This window comes from Halochromatium sp., assembly GCF_046541315.1.
Lineage (GTDB): Bacteria > Pseudomonadota > Gammaproteobacteria > Chromatiales > Chromatiaceae > Lamprobacter.
The window spans coordinates 1-4,380 of sequence record NZ_JBKHDN010000218.1 but is presented as its reverse complement, the minus strand read 5'-3'; the positions used below and the strand labels follow the sequence as shown (position 1 = coordinate 4,380).

Below are 4,380 nucleotides of genomic sequence, written 5' to 3'. Positions count from 1 at the left end.
CAGCGCAGGACTCAAAGACTCAACAGCCCCATCATCCGCTCCACCGAGCAGGCCTCGAACGCCGCCTGATCGGCGCAGAGCGCGAGGATCGCATCGCTGTTCTTCTGGCTGATGCGCCCACGCAGATAGCGCTCGAACTTGGCCTCGAGCAGCGGAATGCCTTCGTCGCGCCGGCGCCGATGGCCGACCGGATAGTCGACGCTGACCTTCTCGGTGCTGGAGCCGTCGGTGAAGAACACCTGCACCGCGTTGCCGATCGCGCGCTTGTCCGCCTCCAGGTATTCGCGCGTGAAGCGTTCGTTCTCGACCACCTCCATCTTCGCCCGCAGCCGATCGATCAGCGGATTGGCCGCCGCGCCGTCTTCATAATCGTCGGCGCCGAGGCGGCCCTGGATCAGCGGCACCGCGACCATGTATTGCAGGCAGTGATCGCGGTCGGCGGGATTGTTCAGCGGGCCGGTCTTGTTGATGATGCGGTCGCCGGATTCGGTGGTCTCGATCAGGATGCGTTCGATCCGATCGAGCCGATCCTTGACCTGCGGGTGCAAGGTGATCGCCGCCTCGACCGCGGTCTGGGCATGGAACTCGGCCGGATAGCTGATCTTGAACAGCACGTTCTCCATCACATAGGTGCCGAACGGCTGCGCGAGCTGGATCGGCTGACCGCCAAAGCTGACATCCTGGAAGCCCCAGCCCTTCGCGGTCAGCACCGACGGGTAGCCGATCTCGCCCTTCAGTGCCGTGTAGGCGAGGAACAGCCCGCGCGCCGAGGCATCGCCGGCGGCCCAGGATTTGCGCGGGCCGGTGTTCGGGGCGTGGCGATAGGTGCGCAGTGCCGAGCCATCGAGCCAGGCATGCGAGACCGCGCTCAGCACCTCTTCGCGCGTGCAGCCGAGCATCGCCGCCGTAACGGCCGTCGAGGCGATCCGCACCAGCAGCACATGGTCCAGCCCGACGCGGTTGAAGCTGTTCTCGAGCGCGAGCACGCCCTGGATCTCGTGCGCCTTGATCATCGCCTGCAACACATCGCCCAGGGTCAGCGGCGCCTCGCCATGGGCCAGGGCCTGACGCGACTGGAAATCCGCCAGCGCCAGGATCGCGCCGAGGTTATCCGAGGGATGCCCCCACTCGGCCGCGAGCCAGGTGTCGTTGTAATCCAGCCAGCGCACCATGGCGCCGATGTTCCAGGCCGCGCGCAGCGGATCGAGCTGATAGGAGGTGCCGGGCACGCGCGCGCCGCCCGGCAATTCGACGCCGGACACCACCGGCCCGAGCAATTTGCTGCAGGCGGGATAGTTCAGCGCATAGAGCGCGCAGCCGATGCTGTCCATCCAGTCATAGCGGGCGGTCTCCATCGCCGCGCGGCTCTGGCGCACATCGAAGTCCAGCGCATAGTCGGCGATCCGTTGGATCACCTCGTCGTAATCGGGACGCGAGGCGTCCAGGGTGGCGGCTTTACTCATTCAGGAACGCTCCTCGATCGGCACCCAAGGACGGTTCTCGGGGCCTGTGTAATTAGCGGATGGGCGGATGATCTTGCCATCCTCGCGCTGCTCGATCACATGCGCGCCCCAGCCGGTGACGCGCGAGATCACGAACAGCGGCGTGAACATCGCGGTCGGCACGCCCATCTGGTGATAGGAGACGGCCGAGAACCAGTCCAGGTTCGGGAACATCTTCTTCAGCTCCCACATGACCGATTCCAACCGCTCGGCGACGGCGAACATCCGGGTATCGCCGGCCTCCTCCGAGAGCGCTTGGGCGACGCGCTTGATCACCTGATTGCGCGGATCGGCGACGGTGTAGACCGGATGGCCGAAGCCGATGACGATCTCCTTGCGGCCGACGCGCGCACGGATGTCGGCCTCGGCCTCGTCGGCACTGTGATAGCGGCTCTGGGTGCGGAAGGCCTCTTCGTTGGCGCCGCCGTGTTTGGGACCGCGCAGCGCGCCGATGGCGGCGGTGATGGCCGAATACAGGTCCGAATTGGTCCCGGCGACCACGCGCGCGGCGAAGGTCGAGGCGTTGAACTCGTGCTCGGCGTAGAGCACCAGCGAGGTGTGCATCGCCCGCACCCAGGACGCCTTGGGCGCCTCGCCGTGCAGCAGATGCAGGAAATGGCCGCCGATGCTGTCGTCGTCGGTCTCGACCTCGATGCGCCGGCCGTTGACCGCGAAGTGATACCAGTACAGCAGCGCCGAGCCGAAGCTCGCCATCAGCCGGTCGATGATCTCACGCGCCTCGGCGGCCGGGTGCGTGTCGCGCTCCGGCAGGCAGCTGCCCATCACCGAGCAGGCGGTGCGCATCACATCCATCGGATGCGCCGAGGCCGGGATCGCCTCCAGCGCCTGCCTCACCGCCTGCGGCAGGCCGCGCAGCGAGCGCAGCTTGGTCTTGTAGGCGGCCAGCTCGGCCGCGTTCGGCAGCGCGCCGTGGATCAACAGATAGGCGATCTCCTCGAATTCGGCCTGCTCGGCGAAATCGAGGATGTCGTAGCCGCGATAGTGGAGATCGTTGCCGGTGCGCCCGACGGTGCAGATCGCGGTGTTGCCGGCGGCGGTGCCGGACAGGGCGACCGATTTCTTTGGCTTCGGCAAGCCGCCGTTGCTGGTGCCGCTATCGGCGGCGCCGGGAGCGCTGACGCTGGTGTTGGTGGTCATAGGCCCTACTCCGCTGCGAAGAGTTGATCGAGCTTCTGCTCGTAGGCGTGGTAGTCGAGATAGTCGTAGAGATCGGCGCGGCTCTGCATCAGCGCCATCACCGGCTGCTGCGTGCCTTCTGTGCGCAGGGCCCGATAGACCTGGAGCGCGGCGGCATTGGCGGCGCGGAAGGCGCTGAGCGGATAGAGCGCGATGCTGACGCCGACGCTGGCGAGTTCATCGACGGTGAACAGCGGCGTCGAACCGAACTCGGTGATATTCGCCAGCACCGGCACGCCGACCGCGTCGACGAAGGCGCGATATTGCGTGAGTTCGGTCACCGCCTCCGGGAAGATCGCATCGGCGCCGGCCTCGACGCAGGCCTGGGCGCGCCCGATCGCCGCGTCCAGCCCCTCGACCGCGAGCGAATCGGTGCGCGCCATGATCACGAACTCGTCATCCAGTCGCGCATCGACGGCGGCCTTGATCCGATCGACCATCTCCGCCTGCGGCACGATGGCCTTGTTCGGTCGATGGCCGCAACGCTTCTGCTGCACCTGGTCCTCCAGATGCACCGCCGCCGCGCCGGCCTTGTTCATGCTGCGCACGGCGCGGGCGATGTTGAAGGCACCGCCCCAGCCGGTATCGATGTCGACCAGCACCGGCAGCTCGGTGACATCGGTGATGCGGCGCAGGTCGATCAGCACGTCATCCATGGTGGTGATGCCGAGATCGGGAATCCCACAGGAACCGGCGGCGACACCGCCACCGGAGATGTACAGCGAGCGGAACCCGGTGGCCTCGGCCAGGCGGGCGTGATAGGCGTTGATCGCGCCCGCGCATTGCAACGGCCGCTCTTCGGCCATCGCGGCGCGGAAGCGGGCGCCGGGGTTGGTTGCGACGGTCATGCTTGATGTCCTCGGTGGTGGCGATGGTCTTCGTCATCCCTGTGTTCAGCCTAGAAAGAGCCGTTGGACAGCGTTGTTGCTGTCTGCGCGAAGGCCTCGACCTTCCTGGATCGGCGTTCACGAAGGCGGGCGCATCGCTCAGGCGAGCGCCCGCTCAAGGTTGCGGCGCGATGCGCGCACATGCTGGCGCATCATCAGCTCGGCCATCTCCGGATCGCGCGCGCGGATCGCATTCAGCAGGTAGCAGTGCTCTTCGAAGGCCTGCCGCGAGCGCTTGCTGCGCATCCCGAATTGCACCCGGTACATGCGCAACAGGTGATAGAGATCCTCACACAAGAGCGCGATCAACTGCCGGTTCTTGCTGCCCTGCACGATGCGGAAATGGAAATCGAGATCGCCCTGCTGTTGAAAGTAGACCTGCCCTTGCTCCTGCGCGATCTGCTGTCGATGCTGCTCCAGCAGGGCGCTGAGCGCATCGATCTCGGCATCGCTCATCGCCCGCGCGGCGAGGCGCGCGGCCATGCCCTCGAGCGCCTCGCGCAGCTCGAACAGCTCGATCAGTTGCGCAGCACTGAGTTCGACCACGCGCGCGCCCAGGTTCGGCCGGCGCTCGACCAGTTTGCAGGCCTCGAGGCGGGCGATCGCCGCGCGCAGCGAGCCCCGGCTGACGCCATGGCGCCGGGCCAGTTCGGGCTCGCTGATCTTGCTGCCCTGGGGAAGTTCGCCCTCGACGATCGCCCGTTGCAAGGCCTCGAACAGGCGATCGGTCAGGGTGGCGGCGGCGCTCGGGGTGCCGGGATCAAGGGCGATCAGGGCCGCTTCGCTCATGGCTG

4 protein-coding genes are annotated in these 4,380 nt (G+C 66.8%); all 4 read right to left on the bottom strand.

The window, feature by feature from the left end:
• Positions 1 to 11 precede the first annotated feature (11 nt).
• The 4 genes from ACLFQI_RS11940 to ACLFQI_RS11925 all read right to left on the bottom strand — a co-directional run bounded on the left by ACLFQI_RS11940 (position 12) and on the right by ACLFQI_RS11925 (position 4,375).
• The gene (locus ACLFQI_RS11940) at positions 12 to 1,463 is read right to left on the bottom strand and encodes a bifunctional 2-methylcitrate dehydratase/aconitate hydratase (RefSeq protein WP_410759615.1); all 1,452 of its coding nucleotides are present in this window, start codon (positions 1,461 to 1,463) and stop codon (positions 12 to 14) included.
• Complete coding sequence (gene prpC / locus ACLFQI_RS11935) at positions 1,464 to 2,660, bottom strand: 2-methylcitrate synthase (protein WP_410759613.1); 1,197 nt, start codon at positions 2,658 to 2,660, stop codon at positions 1,464 to 1,466.
• 5 nt (positions 2,661 to 2,665) lie between these two features.
• Complete coding sequence (prpB, locus tag ACLFQI_RS11930) at positions 2,666 to 3,547, bottom strand: methylisocitrate lyase (RefSeq protein ID WP_410759611.1); 882 nt, start codon at positions 3,545 to 3,547, stop codon at positions 2,666 to 2,668.
• A gap of 138 nt (positions 3,548 to 3,685) precedes the next feature.
• Positions 3,686 to 4,375: a GntR family transcriptional regulator gene (locus tag ACLFQI_RS11925; RefSeq protein ID WP_410759617.1), complete on the bottom strand. Its 690-nt coding sequence runs from the start codon at positions 4,373 to 4,375 to the stop codon at positions 3,686 to 3,688.
• Between the last annotated feature and the right edge of the window lie 5 nt (positions 4,376 to 4,380).

Excerpts from the sequence above, each read along its gene's own strand:
- ACLFQI_RS11940 (WP_410759615.1), bottom strand. The coding sequence starts at position 1,463 with ATGAGTAAAGCCGCCACCCTGGACGCCTCGCGTCCCGATTACGACGAG.
- prpB (WP_410759611.1), bottom strand. The coding sequence starts at position 3,547 with ATGACCGTCGCAACCAACCCCGGCGCCCGCTTCCGCGCCGCGATGGCC.
- prpC (WP_410759613.1), bottom strand. The coding sequence starts at position 2,660 with ATGACCACCAACACCAGCGTCAGCGCTCCCGGCGCCGCCGATAGCGGC.
- ACLFQI_RS11925 (WP_410759617.1), bottom strand. The coding sequence starts at position 4,375 with ATGAGCGAAGCGGCCCTGATCGCCCTTGATCCCGGCACCCCGAGCGCC.